The sequence below is a fragment of the Amycolatopsis roodepoortensis genome, from assembly GCF_024628825.1.
GTDB classification, from domain to species: domain Bacteria; phylum Actinomycetota; class Actinomycetes; order Mycobacteriales; family Pseudonocardiaceae; genus Amycolatopsis; species Amycolatopsis roodepoortensis.
Genome location: NZ_CP102415.1, coordinates 1,757,619 through 1,784,079, shown reverse-complemented (window position 1 = coordinate 1,784,079; position 26,461 = coordinate 1,757,619). Strand labels below are relative to the sequence as shown.

Here is a 26,461-nt window from a genome sequence, read left to right as displayed (position 1 = left end):
TCCGGCGGAGTGACGAGTACGACCGAGCGCCCGGCCACTGTCCAGGCCGGGCGCGCGACCATGGCGGTCGCCTGCCTGATCGTCTTCACCGCGCAGATGGCGACGACGATCTACCTCCCTTCCCTCCCGATGGTCGAACGCGACTTCGGGGTGTCGCGCAGCGTCGCGGCACTGTCGGTGTCGCTGTTCGTCATCGGCGCGGCGGCGCCGGTGGTGCTGTGGGGCCGGGCGGCCGACCGGCTCGGGCGCCGGGCCGCGTTGCTGGCGGCGCTGGGCCTGTTCGCCGTGTCGAGCGCGGTGCTCATCGTCAACACGTCGCCCACGTGGCTCCTCGTTCTCCGTACCCTGCAAGGGATCGGCGCCGGAGGTGCGGCGATCATCGCCCGCATCGCCGTGCGGGATCTCGGTGACGGCGACGCGCTCGCCAAACGGCTTTCGGTGCTGTCCATCGCGTTCGTCACCGCACTCGGCGGCGGGCAGTTCGCCGGCGGACTGATCGGCGGGTGGCAGGGCGGTTTCGCGGTGCTGACGGTGGCGGGTGCGCTGTGCGTCCTGGGCACGCTGACGATTCCGCTCCGCAGGAGCAGCGGTGAGAAGACGAGCATGGTCCGGATCTATCTCCGGATCCTCGCCGTTCCGGCGTTCCTGCGGCCGACGATCGCGGCGGGCCTCGGCTTCGCGACGATCGTGCTCCTCCAGGAGGTCTCGCCGTTCGTCTTCCAGCAGCACTTCGGGTTGAGCGTCGACCAGTACGGCGGCCTCGGCCTCCTCTTCGGTTTGGCCTATTTCGCCGGCGCGCTGCTGGTGAACCGGCTGGCCGGGCGCAAAGGCTCGCCGTGGCTGATGCGAGCGGGCGCGCTGGTCATGACCGCCGAAGGCCTGCTGACGGTCGTCTTGTGGCTCGTGCCCGCGATCCCGCTCACGGCCGCGCTCGTGACGTTCGTCGCGCTCTACTGCGGGATCACCTTCGGCCAGGCCGCGCTTTTCCCGAGCAGCATGGCCGTCGCGGTGAGCGAAGTGCCCGCGCACGGCGCGTACGCCGTCGCGCTGTGCGGGTTCGTCGCACAGTCCATCGCTGGTGTCGCGGCCACCTTCGCCGCGTTGCTCCACGAGAACGTCGTGTGGGCGAGTGTGGCCACCGTCCTTTCCCTCGCCGCCTTCCTCCTGGTCCGGGTGAGGGCGCGGGAATGAGATGATGGCGGGCGCCGTTGTAATTCATTCGGCCCCTGTCCCACCTCTCGAAAGCAGGCTGCTTTTGTCCGTGTCCCCGGACCGGGAACTCGACGCGCTCGAGCAGGACGTCGCGCTCGAGCAGCAGTACGTCACCACCCTCTACCGCAAGCTCGACGCCGAACGCGCCGACGCGCAGCGCAGGCTCGACGAGACGCTGCGCCAGACCGGCGGCACCCCGCAGGCGCGCACCGAACGCGACGTCGCCACGACGCTGTACACCGACAGGCTGGCCCAGCTGAGCTCCGTCGAGCAGGGCCTGTGCTTCGGCCGCCTCGATTTCCTTCCGGACCACGCCGAGGAGACCACCTACATCGGGCGGCTCGGGCTGTTCGACGAGGACGACGACTACCGCCCGCTGCTCGTCGACTGGCGCGCGCCGGTCGCGCGGCCCTTCTACCTCGCCACCGCCGCTTCACCCGAAGGTGTGCGGCGGCGCCGCCACATCCGGTCGCTGAGCCGGAAGGTCGTCGGCGTCGACGACGAGATCCTCGACCTCTCCGCCGCCGACCAGGGCCAAGACCTCGGGCTCGCGGGCGAGGCGGCGCTGCTGGCCGCGCTCGAACGCCGTCGCACCGGCGAGATGAGCGACATCGTCGCCACCATCCAGGCCGAACAGGACCGCATCATCCGCGCGTCGCCGAACGGTGTCCTGGTGGTCCAGGGCGGCCCCGGAACCGGTAAGACCGCCGTCGCGCTGCACCGCGCGGCGTACCTGCTCTACACGCATCGCCAGCAGCTGACCACGCGCGGCGTGCTGGTGGTCGGGCCGAACAGCACGTTCCTGCGCTACATCGGGCAGGTCCTGCCGTCTCTGGGCGAGACCGGGGTGCTGCTGGCCACGATCGGGCAGCTGTACCCGGGGCTGGACGCCGACGGCCCGGTCACCCGCGAGGCCGCCGAGATCAAGGGTCGTCCGGTGATGGCCGACGTGCTCGCCAACGCCGTCCGCGACCGGCAGCGCGTGCCGGAACCCGTGCTGGAGATCGAGTTCGAGCGCGAGATCCTCATGCTCGACCGCAAGACCTGCACCGAGGCGCGGACGCGGGCCCGCCGGTCGCGCCGTCCGCACAACCTCGCCCGGCGGATCTTCGTCTCGGATCTCCTCGACGCGCTGACCCGGCAAGCCGCCAAGAAGCTGGGGGAGGACCTGCTCGACGCGCGGGACGTCCAGGACATCCGGGCCGAGGTCTCCGCGGACAAGAACGTGGCGGCCGCGATCAACGGGCTGTGGCCGAAACTCACCCCCGAGATCGTGCTGGACGAGTTGTTCGCCGACCGCGAACGGCTACGCAGCGCGGCGGGGAAAGCCTTGTCGGACACCGACCGTGAGCATCTCTACAGCCCGACCGACGCGAAGTGGAGCCCGTCGGACGTCCCGCTGCTTGACGAACTCGCCGAGCTGCTCGGCGAGGACGACACCGAAGCCCGCGCCGAGGCCGCTCGCCGCGAGCGGGAGGACCGTGCCTACGCGGAAGGCGTGCTCGACATCCTCGAACAGGACGAGGAGATCGTCGACGAGGAGCTGCTGCGGGTGGGCGACGTCCTCGACGCGGAGCTGTTCGCCGAGCGTCAGCAGCGCCGCGGCGAGATGACCGCGGCGCAGCGGGCCGCCCAGGACCGGACGTGGACCTTCGGGCACGTGATCGTCGACGAGGCGCAGGAACTGACCGCGATGGACTGGCGGCTGCTGATGCGCCGGTCGCCGAACCGGTCGATGACACTGGTCGGCGACGTCGCCCAGACCGGCGCGGCCGGTGGGGCGCGGACGTGGGGCGAGGCGCTTTCGCCGTACGTCGCCGACCGCTGGCGGCTCGAGGAACTGACCGTGAACTACCGGACCCCGGCGGAGATCATGGCCGTCGCGTCCCGGGTGCTCGCCGAGGTCAACCCGGAACTGGAGGCGCCGGTTTCGGTGCGGGAGACGGGTTTCGAGCCCTGGCTGCGGTCCGTGGACCCGGCGGATCTCGCCGCGGAACTGCCCGGCATCGTCGACGCCGAACTGTCCGCTGTGGACGGTGGGACGGTCGCCGTGCTGTGCCCGCCGCCATTGGTCGCTTCGCTCTCGGAGACGCTCGGCGAGGCGGGGGACCGGGTGTCGGTGATGCCGGTCGAGCGGGCGAAGGGCCTGGAATTCGACTCGGTGCTGCTGGTGGCCCCCGACGAGGTCGTCGCCCGGTCGCCGCGCGGGCTCAACGATCTTTACGTGGCCCTGACCAGGGCGACCCGGCGGATGGGCGTAGTGCAGACCGGTGACCTTGTTCCCGCGCTGGAGGGTCTTGGCTAAGGTCGGCCGCATGCGCACATTCGGCAAGATCGTGGTCATCGGCGCGGGCGTCCTCGCCCTGGCGGCCTGTGGCGAGAAACAGAACACCGCAGGTTCGGCCCAGACCTCCGGCGCGGCCCCCGCGTCGGCGTCGTCGTCGGCCCCGGCCGCCTCGAAGGGCAAGGAATGCACGGCCGAGGACGTGAAGACCACCGGGAAGTTCGGCGAGGCGCCGACCATCACCATCCCGGACGACTGCGACCCGCCGAAGAAGCTCATCACCAAGGACCTCGAACCCGGCACCGGCGAGGGCGCCAAGGCCGGCGCGAACCTGAAGATGAACTATTCGCTGGTCACCTGGTCCAACAAGCAGAAGCTGGACAGCTCGTTCGACCGCGGCGAACCGTTCGAGCTGAGCCTCGGCGCCGGCATGGTCATCCAGGGCTGGGACAAGGGGCTGGAAGGGATCAAACAGGGCGCGCGGCGGCTGCTGATCATCCCGCCGGACCTCGGCTACGGCCAGGGCGGGAACGGTATCGCGCCGAACGAGACCCTGGTGTTCGTGACCGACGCGGTGAGCGTCCCGACCGACAAGGGCTGATGGGGACCTCCGACGGCCGCGTCCACCGTGGACGAGTTCGTTCCTGGCTGGTGGACGACGGCTGGGGAGTGGTCGAGTCGGCCGATTTCGCCGACCCGATCTGGGTCCACTATTCGATGCTGGAGGGCTTCGGCCCCGGCGAGTTCCGTCAGTTGCGCGTCGGCGCTGAGGTCGAGCTGACCGTCGAGCACGCGGAACAGGACGAATTCCGGCTGCGAGGGCTCTGGGTCCGCCCGGTCCGCTGAAGTACATGATGGCCCCCTTCCTTGCGCCTAGGTACAGGAAGGGGGCCATCATGTACTCGGACGTCAGCCGGCGTACTCCCAGGTAAGCAGCGTGATCTCCAGTCCCTTCTCGACCTTCGTCTCGGGTGGAGCGTCGGTCAGGGCGTAGCCGACGCGGCGGGCGACGGCCTGGCTGGCCGCGTTCTCGGCGTCGATCTTCAGCTGCAGCGGTCCGAGCCCGAGGCCCAGCGCGTGCGCGGTGAGCACCCGCAGCGACCGCGCCGCCAGGTCCTGCCCGCGGTGGGCGGGACCGACGGCGTACCCGAGTTCGGCCGAATCCTCTTTCAGGAACAGCACCACCTCGCCGAGCGGCTCGCCGCCGTCGGCCGTGATGGCCAGCCGCAGCCCGTTGCCTTCCGCGCGGCGGGCGACGGACTTCGCGTAGTGCGCCTTCGCCGCCACCTCGTCGAACGGGGAAGGCAGCGGCGTGAACCGGGCGACGGCGGGGTTGTCGAACAGCCCCGGCATGAACGCGATGTCGTCCTCGGCCCACTCCCGCAGGACGAGCCCCTCGCCGGTGAGCCGGACCTCCTCCGGCCAGAGCGCCGTCACGGGATCAGCAGGAGCTTGCCGGTGGTGCGGCGCCCCTGGAGGTCTTCGTGCGCCTGACGCGCGTCGGCCAGCGCGTAGCGGCCCCCGATCCGGATGTTCAGCGAGCCGTCCTGAACGGCGGCGAACAGCTCGTTCACGCGCCACTCCAGCTCCTCCCGGGTGAGCACGTAGTGCGCGGAGGTCGGGCGGGTGAGGTACACCGAGCCGCTGCGGTTGAGCAGCTGCGGGTCGATCGGCGGGACCGGGCCGCTGGCCGCGCCGTAGAGGGCGAGCAGGCCGCGGATCTTCAGGCTCGCCAGGCTGCCGTCCACAGTGGACTTTCCGACCCCGTCGTAGACGACCTCGACGCCCTTGCCGCCGGTGAGGTCGCGGGTGGCCTTGGCGAAGTCGACCTGGTCGTAGCGGATGACGTCGTCCGCGCCCGCCTGCTTGGCGAGTTCGGCCTTCTCGTCGGTGGAGACGGTGCCGATGACCCGGGCGCCGCGGGCCTTGGCCAGCTGGACCAGCAGCAGGCCCATACCGCCCGCCGCGGCGTGGATCAGCACGTCGTCACCGGCCTTGACCTCGTAGGTCGAGGCGATCAGCGCGTGCGCGGTGATCCCCTGGAGCATCGTGGCGGCGGCGGTCTCCTCGGAGACGCCGTCCGGGATCTTCACCGCGATCGTGGCGGGCACCAGGCGGCGCTGGGCGTAGCTGCCCAGCGAACCCTGCCAGGCGACCCGGTCGCCGACGGCGAACCCGGTCACGTCCGCGCCGACCGCGGCCACCGTGCCGGCGCCCTCCATGCCCAGGATGAACGGGGTGTCGACCGGGTAGATGCCCTCGCGGTGATAGGTGTCGATGTAGTTGACGCCCGCCGCGGCGACGTCCACGAGCAGTTCGCCGGAACCGGGATCGCCGACCTCGACTTCCGACAGCTCAAGGACTTCGGGGCCACCGGTTCGCCGGATCTGCACTGCCGCGGGCATACATCCTCCTCGTTCAAGGTCGTTCCGACCGGCACAACTATGGCCGACGCCACGGTTATTCCGCGTCCCGGCCCTTTCGCGGTTAAGCTCGGCGCGTGGCTGAGACCGAAGAGAAGACCGAGACCGCCGCCCCCACGTCGCGCCAGGTCGCGGCCGCCCGCGACTTCGTGAAGCGGCACGGGAAGCCGTCGCGCGCGGTGGTGGAGAACATCGGCCGGATCGGCGCGCGCGTCGTGCTCGTGGGCGCCGACGGCGCGCTGGGCGACGTCGTCGTCACCTCCGTGGAGGCGGGCGAGGCGCTGGTCGAGGCCGTGGAAGACCTCGAGCCCGCCGAGTGGGACAGCGAGACCGTGAAGGCCACCAAGATCGGCGCCGAGCACCGCCGCCGGATGGCGGGGAAGTGAGCGGCTCCGCGATCTTCGTCGCCTGCTCCGCGCTGCCGGAAGGCGACGGCGACGAGCACGCCGTTCCCGAGGCGCTGGCCGACCTGGGCTTCAAGACCCGCTGGGCCGCCTGGGACGACACGACGGTCGACTTCGGCGCCGCGGACATCGTCGTGCTGCGCGCCACCTGGGACTACGCCGAGCGCCGCGACGAGTTCCTGTCCTGGACCGAGTCCGTGCCGACGCTGGCCAATTCGGCCGACATCGTGCGCTGGAACACCGACAAGTCCTATCTGGCCGAACTCGGCGACGCCGGGGTCGCGGTCGTGCCGACGACCCTGATCGCGCCGGACGAGAAGGCGCCGCGCTGGCCCAAGGGCGAGTTCGTGCTGAAGCCCGCCATCGGTGCCGGCTCGCGGGGAGCGGGCCGGTTCACCGCGGGCGACGCGGCGGCCGCGCATCTGGCCGGGTTGCAAGCGGACGGGAACACCGTGCTGCTCCAGCCGTATCAGTCCAGTGTGGACAGTGAAGGCGAGATCGCGCTGGTGTACTTCGGCGGCGTGTACTCGCACGCGTTCTCGAAGGCCGCGATGCTGGGCCGGGAACTCGACGAATCCGGGCTGTACGTCACGGAGAAGCTCGCGCCCGTGCAGCCCGCCGCGGGATTCCGCGCGCTGGCCGAAGACGCTTTGGACGCGACCGCGGCGCTGCTCGGCATCCTGCGCGCGGAACTGCTCTACGCCCGCGTCGACCTCGTCGCCGGGCCGGACGGCAGGCCGCTGCTGCTGGAACTGGAGCTCGTCGAGCCTTCGCTCGGGTTCCGCCAGACCGACGCCGCCGCGGCCTGGCGTTTCGCCTCCGCCGTCCGCCAGCAACTCGCCTGAAACCCCGCGTTTCGTCCTCTGGATGCGATCCTTGCGTGTGCAAGTACCGCATCCAGAGGACTAAATGCGACCGGGGTCAGGCGGGTTTCGCGAGTTTCGCGGCCAAGCGCTCCGGCTTCGGCCACCGCACGTCCCGCGCCCACCCGAACTTCTCGAACAGCCAGATCACCCGCGCCGACACGTCGACCTGGCCGCGCAGGACACCGTGCCGCGCGCAGGTCGGGTCGGCGTGGTGGGAGTTGTGCCACGACTCGCCCATGGACAGGATCGCCAGCGGCCAGAAGTTCGCCGCCTTGTCCCGGCTGGCGAACGGTCGCTCGCCGACCAGGTGACAGATCGAGTTCACCGACCAGGTGACGTGGTGCAGGAACGCGATGCGGACCAGCCCGGCCCAGAAGAACCCGGTCACCACACCCCACCACGACCAGCTGAGCAGCCCGCCGAGCACCGCGGGCAGCGCGAGGCTCAGCGTGATCCACAGCCAGAAGTAGCGGTTCACCACGCGAAGGTCCTTGTCCGCGACCAGGTCCGGCGCGAACCGGTCGTAGTTGGTCACCTCACGGCTGAACATCCAGCCCATATGCGCGTGCCAGAACCCGCGCAGGAGCGCCGAGGGCGAAGTCCCGAACAGCCAGGGGGAGTGCGGGTCGCCTTCGCGGTCGGCGAAGGCGTGGTGGCGACGATGGCTGGCCACCCAGAAGATGACCGAACCCTGCACCGCGAAACTGCCGGCGATGGCGAGCGCCACGCGCAGCGGGCGCCGGGCCTTGAAGGCGCCGTGGGTGAAGTAGCGGTGGTATCCGACCGTCACCCCGAGCGTCCCGAGGGTGTAGAACACGGCCGCCAGCGCCAGATCGACCCAGGTCATGCCCCAGCCCCACACGATCGGCACGGCGGCGATCAGTGCGACGAACGGGACCAGCAGGAAGGTCTTGAGGATCAGCATCTCCCCGGAGCCTCGCCGGTGGGAGATCAGGGGTTTGGACGGACTGGCCGGTGCGTCCGGCTCGGTGCTGGCGGTCATACGACACCTCGTGCCTCGACTCGGTGGCGACCCCGTGCGGGGCACCGAGCGCAGCGTAAGGGCAGTGTCTGGCGAGCACGCCGCCCGGGGGTTACGTCCGGTTTGCCAGGGGGTCAGTTCGAAGTGGCGAGTTCCCGGTCAGCGGCGGGCGAAACCGGCGCGGAACCTCGATCGCGTGAACCGCACCACAGTGCCGCCGTCGAGATGATCACCAGCGCGGAGCCGAGGACGTGGAACGAGACCAGCGCCTCCGGCACACCGAGGGCGTACTGCACCGAGCCCACGACGCCCTGGAGGACCGCGACGACCCACACGATGGTGTACCGCTTCCACAGCTGCTTCGGCGTCTCGCCCCGCATCAGCTGGAGCCCGAAGACGGCCAGCACGATCAGGTAGACCACCAGCAGCCCGCCGTGGATCTGGGTGAGGGTTTCGATCGGGGCCTGGAGCCGGTGGGTGCCGGGGTCGCCGCCGTGCGGGCCCGCCCCGGTCACGGTGGTCCCCGCCGCGAGGACGGCCCACATGGACGCGGCGAGCACGATCAGCGTCTTGCGGCCGGCGTCCGGGATCAGCCAGCGAGCGGGCTCGTCACCCTCCTTGAACGCACGCAGCAGCAAGACCGCGAGCCAGACCAGGGGAGTGGAGGCCAGGAAGTGGAGCGCGACGGTCCACCATTCGAGTTTCGCGAGCACGGTGATCCCGCCGACGACGGCCTGCAGCATCACGCCCGCGGGCATCGTCCAGGCCAGCTTCACCAGACGGCGGCGGCTCGGGTGCTCGATCTGCACGCGCCACGCGGTGATCACGCACAGCGCGGCGACCAGGATGACCACCCCGGTCAGCAACCGGTTGCTGAACTCGATCCACTGGGTGAGCATGTCCAGTTCTGGGTGCGCGACGGGCACGATGCTGCCTTCGACGCACTGCGGCCAGGTCGGGCAGCCGAGGCCCGAACCCGTCACCCGGACGACCGAGCCGGTGACGCCGATTCCGGCCTGCGCGATCACCGCCGCTATCGCGACCGCTCGCTGGACCGCGAACGAGGGATACGGCAGACGCGCTACAAGGCTCTGGAACGGCACCGTCCGATGCTAGAACGCCCTTCCTGAGAGCGTTCCACCGGCCGGACCCGCTGTGTCGGCCGCCTCAGGTGAGCTTCGTGGTCTTGCTCGCCAGTGCGCCCGCGACGACACCCCAGCCGGCGAGCACCGCGAACGGGCCCCAGCCGAACGAACCGTCCAGCAGTACCGACCGCAGGCCTTCGGCGAGCGCGCCCGAGGGCAGCAGTTCGACGATCCACGCGATGCCGGACGGCATGGTGGACGGCGCCAGCAGGATGCCGCCGGCGAGCAGCAGCACGAACCAGACGATGTTCGCCAGCGCCAGCACGGCCTCCGCGCGCAGCGCCCCGCCGAGCAGCAGGCCCAGCGCGCCGAACGCGAGCGTGCCGACGATCAGGAACGGGATCGCGCCGAGAAGCCCGCCGAGTGACGGCGACCAGCCCAGCAGCGCGGCGACGCCACCGAGGATCACCGCCTGCAGCGCGACCACGACCAGCGCGGCGGCCACCCGGCCCGCGACGAGCAGCCAGCGGGGGAGCGCGGTGGCGGAAAGCCGTTTGAGGACGCCGTAGCGGCGGTCGAAGCCCAGCGCGATGGCCTGTCCGGTGAACGCCGAAGACATCACCGCCAGCGCCAGGATCCTCGGCGTGATCCAGTCCACTTTGGACACATCGCCGAGTTGCGACGACGGCAGGATGTCCAGCAGCGACAGGCCGATCAGCAGCGCGAGCGGGATCAGCAGGGTCAGCAGGATCTGCTCGCCGTGGCGCAGCGTCAGGCTCGCTTCGACCTTCGCGTGCGTGCGCAGCATCTTGCCGAGCGAACCGCGGCCGGGAGCCGGGGTGAACGTGCCCGCGGCGAACCGCGGCGTGGGCGTGGTGGTCATGCGCGCAGTTCCCGTCCGGTCAGCTCCAGGAAGACCTCTTCCAGCGTGCGCCTGCCGACCTGCAGTTCCTCGGGCATGACGCCCTGCTGCGCGCACCACGCGGTCACCGTCGACACCACCTGTGGGTCGATCGCGCCTTCGACGAGATACGTCCCCGGCGCCGACTCGTGGACGAGGTGCCCCTCGGGCAGCGCCGCGGTCAGCAGCGCGGTGTCGAGCCGTGTGCGGGCCTTGAACCGCAGCTGCGCGGTCTCACCGGCCTCGACGGTCAGCGACTGCGGGGAACCTTCGACGACGACCTTGCCGTGGTCGACGATCACCACGGTGTCGGCCAGCGTTTCGGCCTCCTCCATCAGATGCGTGGTGAGCAGCACGCTGACGCCGTCGGCGCGCAGCGCCGCGAGCAGGTCCCAGACCAGGCGGCGGGCCTGCGGGTCCATCCCCGCCGTCGGCTCGTCGAGGAAGAGCAGTTCGGGCCGTCCGACGAGTGCGCAGGCGAGCGAGAGCCGCTGCTGCTGCCCACCGGAAAGCCGTTTGAACGGTGTCTTCTTCGCTCCCGCGAGACCGAGGACGTCCAGCAGCCAGGCGGGGTCTAGCGGGTTCGCCGCACACGCGGCGACGAGCCCGAGCATCTCGTCGGCGCGGACGCCGGGATACGCGCCGCCGCCTTGGGGCATCACGCCGATCCGGGGGCGCAGGGCCGCGCCGTCGCGAGCCGGGTCCAGGCCAAGCACCCGGACTTCGCCGGCGTCAGGCCGAAGGAAGCCTTCGCAGATCTCGACGGTGGTGGTCTTGCCGGCCCCGTTCGGGCCGAGCAGAGCGAGCAGTGTGCCACGTTCCATCCGCAGGTCGAGTCCATCGACGGCGGTGGTGGATCCGTAGCGTTTCACCAGCCCGGTGATCTCGACGGCGGGGGCGTTCACGACAGGTCACGATACGGCCTCACGCCGGGACCGAATGCTCCGGGGACGGTCTGGACAGCAGCAGTGGTGAGAGGCGGTGGACGATGAACAGCCCCAGAAGCGTGACGACCCCGGCGGCGGCCCACGCGAACGGCAGGACGAAACCGCGGCCCTCGAAGGTGCTTCCCGTCGTCGGCAGGAGGAACGGCAGGACGGCGGTGACGATGGTCGCGGCGATCCGGAACCGCGAGGTCCCCGCCGCCGCGGCGAGCGGGATGATCGCCCACAGCAGGTACCAGGGCTGCAGCGCGACGTGCAGCACCATCACCGCGCCCAGCGAGACACCGAGGCCGATGATCGGCCGGTAGCGCCATTTGAAGCTGTCCCAGAGGAACTTCACCGTCACCGCGCCCGCGACGAGGTAGCCCAGCGTGCCGAGGATCGGCACCATCGCGTTGGTGTGGTTGCCGAGGCCGAGCGCGATGCCGAGGACACCGCCGAGCGCGGCGAGTTCGGACGTCGGCGAGATCCACGAGCGGACCAGTCCCGGTGTCCCGAGCGCGCCGACCCAGCCGAAACCGAGGCCGGTGCCGTAACAGACGGCCACCAGCACCACGCCGAACAGCAACGCCATCGGCACCGCGGCGGTGACCAGGTCCTTGATCCGGCCGTGCCAGCGTCTGGCCACCATCACCGTGAAGAACGGCAGTGCCAGGACCGCGTTGATCTTCACCGCGACACCGAGGGTGATGATCGCCACCCCGAGCCCGATGTAGAGCAGTTCGCCCTTGGCCAGCGGGGGGACGGCGTCGTCCTTGAACCGCACCGGCATCCGCTGGAGACCGATCTCCAGCCCGGCCACCATGAGCCCGATCGCGAGCGCGTCGTTGTGGGCGCCCGCGACGAAGTGGAAGATCAGCAGCGGGTTCGCCGCGCCGAGCCACAGCGCGGTGGCGGGCTGTACGCCGAACCGCCGGGCCAGCCGGGGCAGCGCCCAGATGATCAGGACGACGCCGATCAGCGCGAGCCCGCGCTGCAGCAGCACGCCGGTGACGATGTTGCCGCTGCTCAGCGGGGCGAGCCAGCCGCCGAGACGCAACAGCAGCGGGCCGTACGGTGCCGGGGTCTCGCGCCACATGTTGGAGACACCCGAGGTCAGCGGGTCGGAGACGCCGAGCGCTTCGGCCGGGCCGAGGGAGTACGGGTCCATCCCGCGGGCGACGATCTCGCTCTGCGCGAGATAGCTGTAGACGTCGCGGGAGAACAGCGGCGGGATGAACAGCAGCGGCGCGCACCAGAGCGCGATGGTGCGGGCGAGCTGGCCCTGGGTGGCGAGGCGGCGGCGCGCGGGCTGCGCGAACCGGCCGAGCAACAGCCAGCTGAGCACGATGATCGCCATGCCCGCCAGGCCCATCGCGAGCGAGACCATCGGGATGCGGGTGAACAGCCGCAGGACCGGGATCTCCTGCACCGGGTTGATCACCGGGGCGGCTCCCGCGCCGAGTGAGCCGAGGGCGAGGAACAGCGAACCGACCGCGCCGAACCGGCGGACCACGTTCAGCCCGCGCAGTTCCTTGTCGTCCAGGGGTTCCGGATCGCGCGGGCGCCCGGGGACGAGCGTCGCCACCGACCCCGCCGACCGCACAGCCTGGTCTTCCGGCTCCGCCCCGTCCGTGTCCCGCTGTGCCGGGTGATCGCCCACTGCCACTCGGGAAGGGTAGCGATCCCGGGAACAGACCGGGCGGGTGCGTGGTTACCCCTGGAAGATCAGCGGCCGACGTGACCCACGCCACTCCGTGAGGCACCCCTCTTTGCCGTCTCCCCGGAAATACGTCACACTTGTGTTGTGAAAAAGACGGGGACGCAGGACGAGGCCGGTGGCGACACGCCCCGCGCCGAGGTCCAGCCTGTCCCCGTCCAGATCGGCCCCGAGGGGCGGACCAGGCACGAAGTGGCCCGCTTGCTGCTGGAACAGGGCCCGATGACCGCCGTGGTGGTGGCCGAGCAGCTGGGGATCAGCGCCGCCGCCGTCCGCCGTCATCTCGACGCCCTGCTCGCCGACGGCGAGGCCGAAACCCGGGACGCGCCCCGCCGCGGCCCCCGCGGACGAGGCCGTCCCGCCAAGAACTTCCTCCTCACCGAGGCCGGCCGCGCCCGGTTCGGGCACGCCTACGACGACCTCGCGTCCTCGGCCATCCGCTTCCTCGCCGAGCACGCCGGTGAGGACGCCGTGAAGGCGTTCGCGGAGGCTCGTGTCGCTTCGCTGGTCGGCCCGCATCAGGACGCGATCACCAAGCACACGGACCCGGCTTCGCGCGCCGAGGCCCTCGCTGCGGCGCTGACCAGGGAGGGTTACGCTGCGTCGACCCGTCAGGTCGGTGTCGGCGAACAGCTCTGCCAGCACCATTGCCCGGTCGCCCACGTCGCCGCCGAGTTCCCTCAGTTGTGCGAAGCCGAGACAGAGGCTTTCGCGGAACTTCTGGGTACCCACGTGCAGCGGCTGGCGACCATCGCACGCGGTGACAACGCGTGCACCACACACGTACCCGTCGTCTCGGCGGGTCACCCGGCCACACCCGGGCCGGGAAGCACGGCGCCCTCTCCTGGGCGCACAGCACGGATCCCGAATGGAGGGAAACCCGCATGACTGCCGCTGCCGAGCAGCGCACTCCCACCACCGCGCCCATGAGCCAGGAAGAGACCATCGAGTCCCTTGGCAAGTACGCGTTCGGCTGGGCGGACTCCGACGAGGCGGGCTCAACGGCCCGTCGCGGACTGAACGAGGACGTCGTCACCGACATCTCCTCGAAGAAGTCCGAGCCGGAGTGGATGCGCGAAGCGCGACTGAAGGCGCTCAAGCTCTTCGACTTGAAGCCGATGCCCAACTGGGGTGCGGACCTCTCCGGGATCGACTTCGACAACATCAAGTACTTCGTGCGGTCCACGGAGAAGCAGGCCACTTCCTGGGAAGACCTGCCCGAGGACATCAAGAACACGTACGACAAGCTGGGCATCCCCGAGGCGGAGAAGCAGCGCCTCGTCGCCGGTGTCGCCGCGCAGTACGAGTCCGAGGTCGTCTACCACCAGATCCGCGAGGACCTGGAGGCGCAGGGCGTCCTGTTCCTGGACACCGACACCGCGCTCAAGGAGCACCCGGAGATCTTCAAGGAGTACTTCGGCTCCGTGATCCCGGCCGGGGACAACAAGTTCTCCGCGCTGAACACCGCGGTGTGGTCCGGCGGTTCGTTCATCTACGTGCCCAAGGGCGTCAAGGTGGACATCCCGCTGCAGGCCTACTTCCGCATCAACACCGAGAACATGGGTCAGTTCGAGCGGACCCTGATCATCGTCGACGAAGACGCCTACGTGCACTACGTCGAGGGTTGCACCGCGCCGATCTACCAGTCCGACTCGCTGCACTCGGCGGTCGTGGAGATCATCGTGAAGAAGGGCGCCCGCTGCCGTTACACGACCATCCAGAACTGGTCGAACAACGTCTACAACCTGGTCACCAAGCGCGCCAAGTGCGAAGAGGGCGCGACCATGGAGTGGATCGACGGCAACATCGGCTCCAAGGTCACGATGAAGTACCCGTCCGTGTTCCTCATGGGCGAGCACGCCAAGGGCGAGGTCCTCTCGGTCGCGTTCGCGGGCGAGGGCCAGCACCAGGACGCCGGCGCGAAGATGGAGCACCTGGCGCCGCACACCTCCTCGACCATCGTGTCGAAGTCGGTGGCGCGCGGCGGTGGCCGCACCTCGTACCGCGGCCTGGTCAAGGTCGCGAAGCGGGCGCACCACTCGCGGTCCAGCGTCGTCTGTGACGCGCTGCTGGTGGACACGATCTCGCGGTCGGACACGTACCCGTACGTCGACATCCGCAACGACGAGGTCTCCATGGGCCACGAGGCGACCGTCTCGAAGGTCAGCGAAGACCAGATGTTCTACCTCATGTCGCGCGGTCTCGACGAGGCCGAGGCCATGGCGATGATCGTGCGCGGGTTCGTCGAGCCCATCGCGCGTGAGCTGCCGATGGAGTACGCGCTCGAGCTGAACCGCCTGATCGAGCTTCAGATGGAAGGGTCCGTCGGCTAGTCATGTCGGTTACCGAGAACAACGTTTCCGAAGCGATGCGCGAAGGGGTCGTCATCCCGGCGACCTCTCGCGCGGAGCGCTTCACCTCCTACGACGTCCAGGCCTTCGAGGTCCCGGGCGGCCGTGAGGAGAACTGGCGTTTCACTCCGATGAAGCGGCTGCGCGGCCTGCACGACGGGTCCGCTGCCGCTTCGGGTTCGGCCACTGTGGACGCCGACGCCGCGCCCGAACTGAAGATCGAGCAGGTCGGCCGGGACGACGAGCGCCTCGGCGCCGCCGGTGTCCCGAGCGACCGGATCGCCGCGCAGGCGTACTCCTCGTTCACCGAGGCCACCGTCATCACGGTGCCCAAGGAGACGAAGACCTCGAAGCCGTCCACGGTGAAGATCACCGGGCCCGGCGAGGGCAAGGTCGCCTACGGGCACGTGCAGGTGCGCGCCGAGCAGTTCTCCGAGGCCGTCATCGTCCTCGACCACGCCGGCTCCGGCACCTACGCCGACAACGTCGAGTTCGTCATCGGCGATTCGGCGAACGTGACCGTGGTCAGCGTCCAGGACTGGGCCGACGACGCGGTGCACGTCTCCGAGCAGCACCTCAAGCTCGGCCGCGACGCCACGCTCAAGCACATCGTCATCACCCTGGGCGGTGACCTCGTCCGCGTCTCGCCGACGGCGACCTTCGCCGACAAGGGCGGCGACGTCGAGATGCTCGGCCTGTACTTCGCGGACTCGGGCCAGCACCAGGAGCACCGTCTCTTCGTCGACCACGCGGTGCCGAACTGCAAGTCGCGGGTGATGTACAAGGGCGCGCTGCAGGGCGACGACGCGCACACCGTGTGGGTCGGCGACGTGCTGATCCGCGCCGCCGCCGAGGCCACCGACACCTACGAGCTCAACCGCAACCTGGTGCTGACGCCGGGCGCGCGGGCGGACTCGATCCCGAACCTGGAGATCGAGACCGGCGAGATCGAAGGCGCCGGACACGCGAGCGCGACGGGAAGGTTCGACGACGAGCAGTTGTTCTACCTCCAGTCGCGCGGAATCGGCGAAGACGCCGCGCGCCGACTGGTCGTACGCGGGTTCTTCCACGAGATCCTGGTCAAGATCGGCGTTCCCGAGGTGCGCGAGCGTCTCGAGGCCGCGATCGAAGCCGAACTCGAAGCCGTGGGCGCCTGAGCCCTCGTCCGTCCACATCAGACTTTAGGAAAGAAATGCCTACGCTGGAAATCAAGGATCTGCACGCCTCGGTCACGACCGAGGAGGGCCCCAAGGAGATCCTCAAGGGCGTCAACCTGACCATCAAGTCGGGCGAGACCCACGCGATCATGGGCCCCAACGGTTCGGGCAAGTCCACGCTGTCCTACGCCATCGCCGGTCACCCCAAGTACGAAGTCACCTCCGGGCAGGTCCTGCTCGACGGTGAGGACGTGCTGGAGATGAGCGTCGACGAGCGCGCCCGCGCGGGCCTGTTCCTCGCCATGCAGTACCCGGTCGAGGTGCCGGGCGTGTCCATGTCCAACTTCCTCCGCACCGCGGCCACCGCGGTCCGTGGCGAGGCCCCCAAGCTGCGCCACTGGGTCAAGGAGGTCAAGGACGAGATGGGCAAGCTGGAGATCTCGTCCGAGTTCGCCGAGCGTTCGGTGAACGAGGGCTTCTCCGGCGGCGAGAAGAAGCGCCACGAGATCCTGCAGCTGGCGCTGCTCAAGCCGAAGATCGCCATCCTCGACGAGACCGACTCCGGCCTCGACGTCGACGCGCTGCGCGTCGTGTCCGAGGGTGTCAACGAGTTCAAGGCCAACAACGACGCCGGCGTCATGCTGATCACGCACTACACGCGGATCCTGCGGCACATCACACCCGACTTCGTGCACGTCTTCGCCGGCGGCAAGATCGTCGAGTCCGGCGGCCGTGAACTCGCGGACGAGCTCGAGGAGAACGGGTACGTCAAGTACACCGGCTCCGCCGAGACCGCCGCGGTCTGAGCTCGTACAGCCTGATCACTGAACTTCACGACTACACCGAGAGGAGTTGGCCCGATGACCACCACCACGGCTAACTCTGTACCGCTGGACGTAGCGGCCATCAGGGCCGACTTCCCGATCCTGACCCGCACGGTGCGGGACGGGAAACCCTTGGTGTATCTGGATTCCGGTGCGACGTCCCAGAAGCCGGTGCAGGTGCTCGAAGCCGAGCGCCGGTTCCTGGAGACCTCGAACGCCGCGGTGCACCGCGGCGCGCACCAGCTCGCCGAGGAGGCGACCGACGCCTACGAATCCGCCCGCGTGCGGATCGCGGAGTTCGTCGGCGCCTCCCCGCACGAGCTGGTGTTCACCAAGAACGCCACCGAGGGCATCAACCTCGTCGCCTACGCGATGAGCAACGCCGCCACGGCCGGTCCCGGGGCCGAGCGGTTCAAGATCGGTCCCGGCGACGAGATCGTCATCACCGAGATGGAGCACCACGCGAACCTGGTGCCCTGGCAGCAGCTCTGCCAGCGCACCGGCGCGACGCTGAAGTGGTTCTCCGTCACCGCGGACGGCCGCCTCGACCTGTCCAATGTGGACGAGCTGATCACCGAGCGGACCAAGGTGCTCGCGTTCACGCACCAGTCCAACGTGCTCGGCACGATCAACCCGGTCGAGTTCCTGGTGAAGAAGGCCCGCAAGGTCGGCGCGCTGGTCGTGCTGGACGCCTGCCAGTCGGTGCCCCACTTCCCGGTGGACCTGCACGCGCTGGACGTCGACTTCGCCGCTTTCGCCGGCCACAAGATGGTCGGCCCGTACGGCATCGGTGTCCTTTATGGACGGCGTGAGCTGCTCGAAGCGATGCCGCCGTTCCTGACCGGCGGCTCGATGATCGAGCTGGTCCGCATGGAGCAGACCACCTTCGCCGCGCCGCCGCAGCGGTTCGAGGCGGGCACCCCGATGACGTCGCAGGCCGTCGGTCTCGGCGCGGCCGCCGACTACCTGTCGGCGATCGGCATGGACCGCGTCGCCGCGCACGAGCACCTCCTCACCGAGGCGGCGCTCGCCGGGCTCGGCGAGATCCCGGGCGTGCGGATCATCGGCCCCACCGACATGACCGACCGCGGCGGACTGGTGTCGTTCGTCATCGACGGCGTCCACCCGCACGACTCCGGTCAGGTGCTGGACAGCCTCGGTGTCGCCGTCCGCGTCGGGCACCACTGCGCGTGGCCGCTGCACCGGGCCTGCTCGGTGCCCGCGACGGTGCGCGCGTCGTTCTACGTCTACAACACCCTGTCCGAAGTGGACGCACTGGTGAACGGGGTGCGTGAGGCGCAGAAGTTCTTCGGGGTGGCGTGATGAACCTCGAAAGCATGTACCAGGAGATCATCCTGGACCACTACAAGAACCCGCACGGCCGCGGCCTGCGCGAGCCGTACGACGCCGAGTCGTTCCAGGTCAACCCGACCTGCGGCGACGAGGTGACGCTGCGGGTGAAGGTCGACGACGGGAAGGTCGCCGACGTCTCCTACGAGGGACAGGGCTGTTCGATCAGCCAGGCTTCCACGTCGGTCTTGACGGATCTCGTCGTCGGGCACACCGTGGAGGAGGCGTTCACCACCATGGACGCCTTCGTCGAGCTGATGCAGGGCAAAGGGCAGATCGAACCCGACGAGGACGTGCTGGAGGACGGCATCGCCTTCGCCGGCGTGGCCAAGTACCCGGCCCGCGTGAAATGCGCCCTGCTCGGGTGGATGGCGTTCAAGGACGCCGTCGCCCGCACGACCAACGGAGTTGAGACGGCATGACCGAACAGCAGACCGAAACCCGCGAGGGGCGCACGGCCGCCGACCTCGACGCCGAGACCACCGCCGCCCCGGACGCCGCCGACGTGGCGAAGGTCGAGGACGTCGAAGAGGCGATGCGCGACGTCGTCGACCCGGAACTCGGCATCAACGTCGTCGACCTCGGGCTGGTCTACGACATCCGCGTCGAGGCGGACAACACCGCCACCATCGACATGACCCTGACCTCGGCGGCCTGCCCGCTGACCGACGTCATCGAGGACCAGACCGGTGCCGCGCTCGTCGGCGGGGGAACGGGACTGGTCAAGGACTTCCGGATCAACTGGGTCTGGATGCCGCCGTGGGGCCCGGAGAAGATCACCGACGACGGCCGCGAACAGCTGCGGGCGCTCGGCTTCACCGTCTGATTCCCGCTTTAGCGCGTGAAGGCCCCCTTCCCTCGGCTCAGCCGAGGGAAGGGGGCCTTCACGCGCAGTGGGGCGGTTCGTATAACGGCCTATATCGCGTCGCCGGCGCGTGTTTGGATGGACGACACGCGTGATTGCGTGGACGTCTCGTGGCGGGGTGTGTGTCGTCCATCCAGACACGCGTGTCGTCCGCCGGATCACGCGAGTCGTCCGGTCAAGCACGCGAAACCTCGTGTCGTGAAGGGCCCCTTTGAGACGTTGAACGTCTCAAAGGGGCCCTTCACGACGTGAGGGTCGGACCGCGCCGCAATAGGCTGCGGACATGATCATCCGGTCCATCGCGCTGTTCGCGCTCGCCGCGCTGCTGGAGATCGGCGGCGCCTGGCTGGTCTGGCAGGGCGTCCGGGAGCACCGCGGCTATCTCTGGATCGGCGCGGGAGTCGTCGCGCTGGGCCTCTACGGCTTCGTCGCGACCCTGCAGCCCGACGCGAACTTCGGCCGTATCCTCGCCGCGTACGGTGGAGTGTTCGTCGCGGGTTCGCTGGCGTGGGGGATGGTCGCCGACGGCTACCGGCCGGACCGCTACGACGTGATCGGCGCCTTGATCTGTCTCGCCGGGGTCGGAGTCATCATGTACGCGCCCCGAGGTTGAGCGAACGGCGCTAGCCTGCGCTGTGACTGAAACGGATTTCCCCGCTCCGCCCGCCGACAGACCCGGGCCGAAGCGAAGATTCTCGCCGCTGCTGTTCGTGATGATCCTGCTGGCGGTCGTCGGCGTGGGCACCGGGGGATACGGGTTCGTGACCCTGATGAACTATCGCATGGTGAGTGTTCCCAGCGGCGGGATGTTGCCCACGGTCCAGCCTGGGACGGTCGTGCTCTACCGCTGGACCCCGCTCGCCGAGATCCCTCGCGGCGCGGTCGTGCTCGTGGAGCTTTCCGCGTTCCCGGACGCGAGCCCCGGCGACGGTCAGATCGTCAAGCGGGTGATCGGCGTCGGGGGTGATCAGGTCGTTTGCTGCACGAACGACAACCTGATCACCGTCAACGGGAAGCCGGTCAAGGAGCCGTACACCGACGACGACAACGGGTACGGCCGCAAGGAGTACCTGCCGTTCAGCGTCCAGGTACCGCCGGAAGCGGTCTTCGTCGTGGGGGATCAGCGGAACAACTCACGCGACTCACGGCTCTACGTCGGCATGCCGGGCGACGGCGCCGTGCCGCTGTCGAAGGTGAACGGGGTCGTCGTCGGCATGGGGGGCACGCTCAACGCCGAGCCCTTCCCGCAGACCACCGCCTTCGTCGAGGCCGGCCTTCCCGGCGATCCCGTGTCCGACACCGGGTTCCGTGGCTCGCGGAACCTCATGTTCGCCGGCGCCGGGCTCGTGGTCCTCGGTGTCATCGGGACGATCGTGACCGTTGCCCGCTCCGCCGGAAAACGACGAAGAGCAGCCGCAATCCCACCAGCGCACTGACCACCAGCAGGTTGTAGCCGAACATCTGGTGCAGCGTGACCCCGTCCAGAACCTCCGGGCCGGTCGCGCTGCCCAGCAGCAGCACGGCCATCAGCCCGGTGGCCACCCCGACGAACGCCAGCAGGATTTCGTGCACCAGGCCGGTGACCACGTCGCGGTCGCGTTCGTCGGAGAACAGCCGGACGTTGACCGAAAGCCTGCCTTGCTCCAGCGCGTTGCCGATCCGGTCGACGCGGCGCGGCAGCCGTCGCAGCACGGGCAGGAGCGCCATCAATTCGTTGGTGGCCGTGGACCGTAGCGACTCCGGCCGCAACCCGGCACCCACCTGCTCGGCGGCGTAGGCGCGGGATTCGACGACGATGTTGAAGCCCGGCGCCAGCGCGGCCAGCGTTCCCTCCAAAGTGGCCAGTGCACGGAACACCGCCGCGATCGGCGGGGGCACGCTGAGCCGGAAGTCGGCGATCACCCGGAACAGGTCGGTGAACATGTCGAGATCGGGTGCCTGCCCGTGGTTGAAATGCTTGGCCACCAGGGAACCCAGTGCCCGCTCGAGGCGACGCTCGTCGATCTCGTCCGGCTGGTCGACGATCTCCAGCAGGCCGTCGCGCAACGCGGCCGGGTCGCCGCGGTCGAGGGCGAGGATGAGGTTCTGCAGCCCGCCGCGCAGGCCGGAGTCGAGCCGTCCGACGGAGCCGAAGTCGAGCAGGCCGAGCCTGCCGTCGGTGAGCAGCAGGACGTTGCCGGGATGCGGGTCGGCGTGGAAGACGCCGCTGCCCATCACCTGGCCGAGCACGCATCGCAGCATGGAGCGAGCGAGGCCGGCCCGTTCCTCGGCCGGGACCTGCTCCCGCGCGGCGGCGAGCGGTTTGCCCTCGAGGCGTCGCATCACCAGTACCCGCTCGGTGGACAGTTCTTTGTGGACGGTCGGCAGGGCGACCTCGGTGCCGGAGTAGGCCGCCGCGACCGCTTCGATGTTCCTGGCTTCGGTCCGGAAATCGAGTTCCTCGACGAGTGCGCCGGCGAATCCTTCGGCGAGGTCGACGACGCCGAGCGACCGCGCCCATTCCGCGCGCTGGTCCAGCGCGGCCGCGACGCGGCGGACGATGTCGAGGTCCCGGTCGACCAGTGCCTGCACGCCGGGGCGCTGCACCTTGACGACCACTTCCTGCCCGTCACGCAGCTTCGCCCGGTAGACCTGCGCGATCGACGCGGCCGCGATCGGTTCCGGGTCGAATTCGGCGAAGATCTCGTCGGGGTTTCCACCCAGCTCCTCGCGCAGCACCGTCGCGACCTCGTCGGCGTCGGCGAAGGCGACCTGGTCCTGGAGTTTGCTGAGCTCGTCGACGAACACCGGCGGGAGTAGATCGGACCGCGTCGAGAGCAGCTGGCCGAGTTTCACGAACGTCACGCCGCCCTCCTCCAGGGCGCGGCGCAGCGATCGCGCCAGTTTGGCGTGCCGGACCTGGGCGAGGCCGGGTTCGCGACGGCCGGTGAGGTACCGGCCGAGACCGTGCTTGATCGCGATCCGGGTGATCTGCGAGTAGCGCCGCGTCCGGGCCACGCGGCGCCGCACCGAGCGGATCCTGCCGATCAGGCCGAGCCCCGAACCGGACGGCAGCGCGAGTTCCGCCACGAACAGGAAGATCAGCGTGGCCAGGAAAGCGCCGCCCGCCACCGGGATGACCAGTCCGGCGAACGCGCCTCCCGCGTACATCGCCTGTGGGAACGCGCTGAGGATGCCGCCCGCGACGAGCCAGCCGAAACCGGCGGCGCAGAACGCGCGGATCACGCCGATCCGCACACCCAGCACGCGGCGGGCCGCGACCACGAGCGGCCACAGCATCAGCGCGTAGACGGGCAGGGTGAGCAGGCCGAGCAGCAGGTTCATGCCGAAGAGCACATCACGCGCGGTCCGCGCTGGATTCCCGCTCCGGCGGGACGGTGCTCACCCTTGCGAGGGAGCGGACCCCGAAGTTGTAGGTGGTGGTCGCCTCCCGGGGCGCGAACAGGACGCCGAGAACGGCGATCGCCGCCGCCGCGAGGAAACCGGCGCGAAGGTCGAGGAGATCACCGAGGAGACCGATGAGCGGCGCCCCGGCGGCCTGGCCGAGTGCCAGCGCCAGGAAGGCCACGCCGACCCCGAACGCGGGCGCCGTCGGGTAGGCCCTGGTGCCCCAGAGGATCAGGACGCCGGTCAGTCCGATGTAGACGGCTCCGAAGACCGCGGCCGCGATGACGAGCGCGGGTAGCGAACGGGTGGCGAGGGCGAAGAGCGCGGTGGCGGCCGCGAACAGGAGCATCCCCGCGGACCAGGCACGCCGCAGTCCCGCTCGCGAGGTCAGTTCGGCGGTGAACGCGCCAGCCAGGCCGACCGCGCCGAGCACGATCCACACCACCGTCGACGCGGTCTCGTCGAGCCCGCCGGCGCTCACGGCGATGTCTCGACCGAACGTCCAGATCGCGGCGCTGGCCAGGCCGAGCGTCGCTGCGGCGGGCAGCAGCCGCCCGGTGGCGGGCGGGAACAGGGGCACCGGCAGCCCGCGTGCGCGGTCCTCCTTCACCGGCGGCACGACCCGGGCGATCCACAAGGTCACCAGCGCCGAGGCCGCGGCGAAGGCCCACCAGGCCATCCGCCAGTCACCGATGGCGAGCAGGGAGACCGGGCCGGAGATCAGGACGCCGAGCCCGGTCCCGGCGTTCACCACGGACTGGGCGCGGTCACGGCGGGTGGCCCGTACGACGCGGGAGACCGCGTCGGCGAGGGAAGGGGAGGCCAGGCCGGTGCTGGCGCCGGCGAGGACGACACCGAGGGCGAGCACGCCGGCGTTCGGCGCGGACGCGATCAAGGCGGTTCCCGCGGTGGCCGCCGTCCCGGCGGCGAGCGCGCCCGCCCGCGCGCCCCAGCGGGTGGTGATGGCGGTCGAGGCGACGACGGCGAGGCAGTACGCGACGTAACTTCCCGCCGCGATGGCGCCGAGAGCGCCGCCGCCGAGGTCGAACTCCGTCCGGAGGGTCGGCGCGAAGAGGCCGTACGCGTACCTCGCGAGTCCGTAGGAGACCGCGATCAGCGACAAGCCGGCCGCGGTGAGGGTCAGCTCGCGTTTGTACGAAGAAACCATCAGCTCTCCTTCAGGTGTATACCGATCGGTATAGTTCACGAGTGTTCCCGCTTTTCGTGCTCAGGTCAACCGATCGGTATACTCGGAGCCATGCTGACCCCAGCCGGCGAGCGTGTCCTGAGTGCCGCGAGTGAGCTCTTCTACCGAGAGGGCCTCAACGCGGTGGGTGTCGCGGCGGTGGCCGAAGCCGCCGGCGTCACGAAGAAGACCCTGTACGCGTGCTTCGGGTCGAAGACCGAGCTCACCGTCGCGTACTTGCGGCGTCGTCACGACGTCTGGTGGGCGTACCTCGAAGAGCGGCTGGCCGAAGCCGATCGTCCTCGGGCGCTGGTGGTCTTCGACGCCTACATCGAGCACCCGCGGCTCGGGAGTGACCGGGGTTGCGCGTTCCTCAACGCGGCCGCCGAACTGGCCGCGGGGCATCCCGGTCTCGACGTGATCCGGCGGCACAAGGCGGCGGTCCGGGCCAAATTCGCCGAACTCCTCCGCGAGGACGCCCCCGGCGCGGCCGATCCGGAACGGCTCGCGGAACAGCTCTTCCTCCTGCTCGAAGGCGCCGTCGCGCACACCGGCATCGACGGGGACGCGCACCGCGTCACGCTCGCGAGGGAGATCGCGGAGATACTCGTGAGGGATACGCACGAAGCCGGCACGCGCTAGAAAGAGCGCATGCGACTTTTCGGCCCGCTCGTCGACCGGGCGACCTACCGCCGATGGGTGTACTTCATCCTCGGCGGCGCGCTGAGCGTGCCGTACATCCTCTTCGCCGCCATCGTGGTGCCGTCGCTGCTTCCCCTCGTCGTGACGGTGGAACGCGGCCTCGTCATCGCGATGATCACCGTCGTCCTGGTGATGGTCGCGTCGTCGTTCATCCCCGCGGTCCGGGTGCTGGAAGGCGCGGCCGTGCGGGAACTCCTGGACGATCCCGTCCCCGGCGTGACGTTCGGGCCCGCGTCGAGCTGGCCCGTCCGGCTGCGGTCGACCGCGATGTTCCTGCTGCACGTGAGCACCGGCTGCGTCGTCAGCCTGGTGAGCCTGGTCGTCCCGGTCGCGTTCGGATTCACGATCGCGGCCCCGTTCACCGGCCGGATCGCACTGTCCACCGAGGACCCGATCGAGGTGCCGAGGGGCTGGGCGAGCGCGTGGATCCCCCTGGCGTTCCTGCTCGGCGTCGTCGTGCTCGCCTACGTCGTGTGGGGAGCGGGCGCGGTGCTGACCCGCTGCGCCAAGAGCCTGCTGGGGATCTCGGCCGCGGAGCGGATCGCCCAGCTGGAGAAGCGCACCGAACAACTCGCCGAACGCAACCGGCTCGCGCGCGAACTGCACGACTCGGTCGGGCACGCGCTGAGTGTCGTGACCATCCAGGCCGGGGCCGCGCGCCGGACACTGCGGTCGGATCCCGATTTCACCGAGCAGGCGCTCACCGCCATCGAGGACTCAGCCCGCGCCGCGCTGGACGACCTCGACCACGTGCTCGGGCTGCTGCGTGACGAGGCGTCGTCGCGGACGCCGCAGTCGGGGCTGGCGGAGCTGCCGGCGCTGGTCGAAGCGACCCGGCTGGCGGGCGCCGAGGTGGCGGCGGAGGTGCGGGGTGAACCGGCCTCGGTGCCGCCGGTCGTCTCCCGTGAGGCGTACCGGATCCTGCAGGAATGCCTGACGAACGCGCTGCGGCACGCCGGTAAGGTTCCGGTGACGGTCCTCGTCGACGCCGGAACGGAGCTGTTGCGCTTGCGGGTGTCGAACCCGCTCGGCGCCGCGGAGCCGTCGCGCGACGGGGGCGGCCGGGGGCTGCGGGGAATGACGGAACGGGTGGAAGTGCTCGGGGGCACGATCACCGCGGGCCGGGCGGACGGATTCTGGAAGGTCGAGGTGGCGGTGCCATGGGGGAAACGGCGATGAGCATCAGGGTGCTGCTGGTCGACGACGAACAGCTCATCCGGGCGGGGCTGCGGGCGATCGTCGCCTCCGAACCCGACCTGGAGGTCGTTGGCGAAGCGTCCGACGGCGCCGAGGTGCCGGGGCTGGTCTCGCGGTTCCGGCCCGACGTCGTGCTGATGGACGTCCGGATGCCCTCGGTCGACGGGATCCGCGCGACCACGCATCTGATGTCCACTATGGACAATCCGCCGAAGGTGATCGTGGTGACCACCTTCGAGAACGACGACTACGTGTACGACGCCCTGCTCGCCGGAGCGAGCGGCTTCCTGCTGAAGCGCGCCCGGCCCGAGGAGATCGTCGCGGCGATCCGGACGGTGGCGGCGGGGGAGTCGCTGCTGTTCCCGGCCGCGATCCGGCGGCTGGCCGCGCAGCAGGCGAACCGGGGCCCGCAGGACGGTCTCGCCGGCGCCGGGCTCACCGAACGCGAAAGCGAGGTGCTGCGGCTGATGGCGGGCGGGCTGTCCAATGTGGAGATCGCGGGCGAGCTGTACCTCGGTGTGCAGACGGTCAAGACGCACGTCGGGAACGTGCTCGCGAAGCTCGGCGCGCGGGACCGGACGCAAGCCGTGATCAAGGCCTACGACACCGGATTCGTCACGCCGGCGGGCTGAACGCGATAGG

Annotated in this window: 27 protein-coding genes; 18 read left to right on the top strand and 9 right to left on the bottom strand. The window is 69.9% G+C overall.

Annotated features, from left to right (window positions below; all coding sequences use genetic code 11):
- The first annotated feature begins 9 nt into the window (after positions 1–9).
- The 4 genes from NQK81_RS08090 to NQK81_RS08075 all read left to right on the top strand — a co-directional run bounded on the left by NQK81_RS08090 (position 10) and on the right by NQK81_RS08075 (position 4,342).
- The gene (locus NQK81_RS08090; protein ID WP_257487716.1) at positions 10–1,191 is read left to right on the top strand and encodes an MFS transporter; all 1,182 of its coding nucleotides are present in this window, start codon (positions 10–12) and stop codon (positions 1,189–1,191) included.
- Positions 1,192–1,261: 70 nt separating this feature from the next.
- Positions 1,262–3,517: a HelD family protein gene (locus tag NQK81_RS08085; protein ID WP_257487715.1), complete on the top strand. Its 2,256-nt coding sequence runs from the start codon at positions 1,262–1,264 to the stop codon at positions 3,515–3,517.
- 10 nt (positions 3,518–3,527) lie between these two features.
- Positions 3,528–4,097 carry an FKBP-type peptidyl-prolyl cis-trans isomerase gene (locus NQK81_RS08080; RefSeq protein ID WP_257487714.1) on the top strand — a complete coding sequence of 190 codons (570 nt, stop codon included), beginning with the start codon at positions 3,528–3,530 and terminating at the stop codon, positions 4,095–4,097.
- The gene (locus NQK81_RS08075) at positions 4,097–4,342 is read left to right on the top strand and encodes a cold-shock protein (protein ID WP_257487713.1); all 246 of its coding nucleotides are present in this window, start codon (positions 4,097–4,099) and stop codon (positions 4,340–4,342) included. The genes NQK81_RS08080 and NQK81_RS08075 overlap by 1 nt, the downstream gene beginning before the upstream one ends.
- Before the next feature lie 63 nt (positions 4,343–4,405).
- Here the strand turns inward: NQK81_RS08075 and NQK81_RS08070 are convergent, their stop codons facing one another.
- Both NQK81_RS08070 and NQK81_RS08065 read right to left on the bottom strand, forming a co-directional pair.
- A complete protein-coding gene (locus tag NQK81_RS08070) occupies positions 4,406–4,933 on the bottom strand; it encodes a GNAT family N-acetyltransferase (protein WP_257487712.1) in 528 nt (175 codons plus the stop codon).
- A complete protein-coding gene (locus NQK81_RS08065) occupies positions 4,930–5,901 on the bottom strand; it encodes a quinone oxidoreductase family protein (RefSeq protein ID WP_257487711.1) in 972 nt (323 codons plus the stop codon). Before NQK81_RS08065 ends, NQK81_RS08070 begins: the two co-directional genes overlap by 4 nt.
- Before the next feature lie 95 nt (positions 5,902–5,996).
- Between NQK81_RS08065 and NQK81_RS08060 the strand changes: the two genes are divergently transcribed.
- Positions 5,997–6,305: a hypothetical protein gene (locus NQK81_RS08060; RefSeq protein ID WP_125674936.1), complete on the top strand. Its 309-nt coding sequence runs from the start codon at positions 5,997–5,999 to the stop codon at positions 6,303–6,305.
- Positions 6,302–7,168 carry an ATP-grasp domain-containing protein gene (locus tag NQK81_RS08055; RefSeq protein WP_257487710.1) on the top strand — a complete coding sequence of 289 codons (867 nt, stop codon included), beginning with the start codon at positions 6,302–6,304 and terminating at the stop codon, positions 7,166–7,168. Before NQK81_RS08060 ends, NQK81_RS08055 begins: the two co-directional genes overlap by 4 nt.
- Before the next feature lie 76 nt (positions 7,169–7,244).
- Here NQK81_RS08055 and NQK81_RS08050 read toward each other — a convergent pair whose 3' ends face one another.
- The 5 genes from NQK81_RS08050 to mptB form a co-directional block, all read right to left on the bottom strand.
- Positions 7,245–8,192, bottom strand: coding sequence for an acyl-CoA desaturase (locus tag NQK81_RS08050; protein WP_257487709.1), 948 nt, complete (start codon positions 8,190–8,192; stop codon positions 7,245–7,247).
- A 113-nt stretch (positions 8,193–8,305) separates the two neighbouring features.
- Positions 8,306–9,274, bottom strand: a complete 969-nt coding sequence (locus NQK81_RS08045; protein WP_192745215.1) for a COX15/CtaA family protein — start codon at positions 9,272–9,274, stop codon at positions 8,306–8,308.
- A gap of 64 nt (positions 9,275–9,338) precedes the next feature.
- Positions 9,339–10,139, bottom strand: a complete 801-nt coding sequence (locus NQK81_RS08040; RefSeq protein ID WP_257487708.1) for an ABC transporter permease — start codon at positions 10,137–10,139, stop codon at positions 9,339–9,341.
- Positions 10,136–11,062, bottom strand: a complete 927-nt coding sequence (locus NQK81_RS08035; RefSeq protein ID WP_257487707.1) for an ABC transporter ATP-binding protein — start codon at positions 11,060–11,062, stop codon at positions 10,136–10,138. The genes NQK81_RS08040 and NQK81_RS08035 overlap by 4 nt, the downstream gene beginning before the upstream one ends.
- A 19-nt stretch (positions 11,063–11,081) precedes the next feature.
- Positions 11,082–12,668: a polyprenol phosphomannose-dependent alpha 1,6 mannosyltransferase MptB gene (mptB, locus tag NQK81_RS08030; protein ID WP_257489720.1), complete on the bottom strand. Its 1,587-nt coding sequence runs from the start codon at positions 12,666–12,668 to the stop codon at positions 11,082–11,084.
- 219 nt (positions 12,669–12,887) lie between these two features.
- Here mptB and NQK81_RS08025 point away from each other — a divergent pair, with 219 nt between their 5' ends.
- The 9 genes from NQK81_RS08025 (at position 12,888) to lepB (ending at position 20,783) form a co-directional block, all read left to right on the top strand.
- Positions 12,888–13,688 (top strand): helix-turn-helix transcriptional regulator, encoded by an 801-nt coding sequence (locus NQK81_RS08025; RefSeq protein ID WP_185927021.1) that lies wholly within the window; start codon positions 12,888–12,890, stop codon positions 13,686–13,688.
- Positions 13,685–15,133 (top strand): Fe-S cluster assembly protein SufB, encoded by a 1,449-nt coding sequence (gene sufB, locus NQK81_RS08020; protein ID WP_038515497.1) that lies wholly within the window; start codon positions 13,685–13,687, stop codon positions 15,131–15,133. Before NQK81_RS08025 ends, sufB begins: the two co-directional genes overlap by 4 nt.
- 2 nt (positions 15,134–15,135) lie before the next feature.
- Positions 15,136–16,308, top strand: coding sequence for a Fe-S cluster assembly protein SufD (sufD, locus tag NQK81_RS08015; RefSeq protein WP_257487706.1), 1,173 nt, complete (start codon positions 15,136–15,138; stop codon positions 16,306–16,308).
- A gap of 35 nt (positions 16,309–16,343) precedes the next feature.
- A complete protein-coding gene (gene sufC / locus NQK81_RS08010; protein ID WP_063276055.1) occupies positions 16,344–17,114 on the top strand; it encodes a Fe-S cluster assembly ATPase SufC in 771 nt (256 codons plus the stop codon).
- A gap of 54 nt (positions 17,115–17,168) precedes the next feature.
- Positions 17,169–18,455 (top strand): cysteine desulfurase, encoded by a 1,287-nt coding sequence (locus tag NQK81_RS08005; protein WP_126731803.1) that lies wholly within the window; start codon positions 17,169–17,171, stop codon positions 18,453–18,455.
- Complete coding sequence (sufU, locus tag NQK81_RS08000) at positions 18,455–18,904, top strand: Fe-S cluster assembly sulfur transfer protein SufU (protein WP_038515493.1); 450 nt, start codon at positions 18,455–18,457, stop codon at positions 18,902–18,904. The genes NQK81_RS08005 and sufU overlap by 1 nt, the downstream gene beginning before the upstream one ends.
- Positions 18,901–19,308, top strand: coding sequence for a metal-sulfur cluster assembly factor (locus NQK81_RS07995; protein WP_219153030.1), 408 nt, complete (start codon positions 18,901–18,903; stop codon positions 19,306–19,308). Before sufU ends, NQK81_RS07995 begins: the two co-directional genes overlap by 4 nt.
- Before the next feature lie 322 nt (positions 19,309–19,630).
- Positions 19,631–19,960: a YnfA family protein gene (locus tag NQK81_RS07990; RefSeq protein WP_126731805.1), complete on the top strand. Its 330-nt coding sequence runs from the start codon at positions 19,631–19,633 to the stop codon at positions 19,958–19,960.
- A 22-nt stretch (positions 19,961–19,982) separates the two neighbouring features.
- Positions 19,983–20,783 (top strand): signal peptidase I, encoded by an 801-nt coding sequence (gene lepB, locus NQK81_RS07985; RefSeq protein WP_257487705.1) that lies wholly within the window; start codon positions 19,983–19,985, stop codon positions 20,781–20,783.
- Here lepB and NQK81_RS07980 read toward each other — a convergent pair.
- Both NQK81_RS07980 and NQK81_RS07975 read right to left on the bottom strand, forming a co-directional pair.
- Positions 20,707–22,671, bottom strand: coding sequence for an ABC1 kinase family protein (locus NQK81_RS07980; RefSeq protein ID WP_257487704.1), 1,965 nt, complete (start codon positions 22,669–22,671; stop codon positions 20,707–20,709). The two genes, lepB and NQK81_RS07980, sit on opposite strands and share 77 nt — an antisense overlap.
- 13 nt (positions 22,672–22,684) lie before the next feature.
- Positions 22,685–23,902, bottom strand: coding sequence for an MFS transporter (locus tag NQK81_RS07975; protein WP_257487703.1), 1,218 nt, complete (start codon positions 23,900–23,902; stop codon positions 22,685–22,687).
- Between the two features lie 90 nt (positions 23,903–23,992).
- Between NQK81_RS07975 and NQK81_RS07970 the strand changes: the two genes are divergently transcribed.
- Genes NQK81_RS07970 through NQK81_RS07960 form a run of 3 tightly spaced genes read left to right on the top strand, consistent with a single transcriptional unit; the run spans position 23,993 to position 26,451 of the window.
- Positions 23,993–24,562, top strand: a complete 570-nt coding sequence (locus NQK81_RS07970; RefSeq protein WP_257487702.1) for a TetR/AcrR family transcriptional regulator — start codon at positions 23,993–23,995, stop codon at positions 24,560–24,562.
- A 9-nt stretch (positions 24,563–24,571) separates the two neighbouring features.
- Complete coding sequence (locus tag NQK81_RS07965) at positions 24,572–25,801, top strand: sensor histidine kinase (protein ID WP_126731812.1); 1,230 nt, start codon at positions 24,572–24,574, stop codon at positions 25,799–25,801.
- A complete protein-coding gene (locus tag NQK81_RS07960; protein WP_126731814.1) occupies positions 25,798–26,451 on the top strand; it encodes a response regulator in 654 nt (217 codons plus the stop codon). Before NQK81_RS07965 ends, NQK81_RS07960 begins: the two co-directional genes overlap by 4 nt.
- Positions 26,452–26,461: the final 10 nt, after the last annotated feature.